The sequence below is a fragment of the Paenibacillus sp. CECT 9249 genome (assembly GCF_918697855.1).
GTDB lineage: Bacteria > Bacillota > Bacilli > Paenibacillales > Paenibacillaceae > MSJ-34.
This window is the reverse complement of sequence record NZ_CAKKLI010000118.1, coordinates 1-615: the sequence shown is the minus strand read 5'-3', so window position 1 is coordinate 615 and position 615 is coordinate 1. Positions and strand designations below refer to the sequence as shown.

Below are 615 nucleotides of genomic sequence, written 5' to 3'. Positions count from 1 at the left end.
ACAAGTGAGAATGCCGGTATGAGTAACGAAAAGACAAGTGAGAATCTTGTCCGCCGAAAGCCTAAGGGTTCCTGAGGAAGGTTCGTCCGCTCAGGGTAAGTCGGGACCTAAGGCGAGGCCGAAAGGCGTAGTCGAAGGACAACAGGTTGAAATTCCTGTACCACCGTAAGCCGTTATGAGCAATGGGGTGACGCAGTAGGGTAGTGACGCAGACCGATGGATGTCTGTCCAAGCAGTGAGGCTGATGTGTAGGCAAATCCGCGCATCGTGAAGGCTGGGCTGTGACGGGGAGGGAACATTGCAGTACCGAAGGTCATGATCTCACACTGCCGAGAAAAGCCTCTAGCCAGGCGAAGGTGCCCGTACCGCAAACCGACACAGGTAGGCGAGAAGAGAATTCTAAGGCGCGCGGAAGAACTCTCGTTAAGGAACTCGGCAAAATGACCCCGTAACTTTGGGAGAAGGGGTGCCTCGGTAGGGTGAATAGCCCGAGGGGGCCGCAGTGAATAGGCCCAAGCGACTGTTTAGCAAAAACACAGGTCTGTGCGAAGCCGCAAGGCGAAGTATACGGGCTGACGCCTGCCCGGTGCTGGAAGGTTAAGGGGAGCGGTTAGG

At 55.8% G+C, this 615-nt stretch carries 1 rRNA gene; it reads left to right on the top strand.

Features of this window, described 5'->3' with window-relative positions:
- Positions 1-615 (top strand): 23S ribosomal RNA (locus tag LQ229_RS27040); the annotation flags it as partial.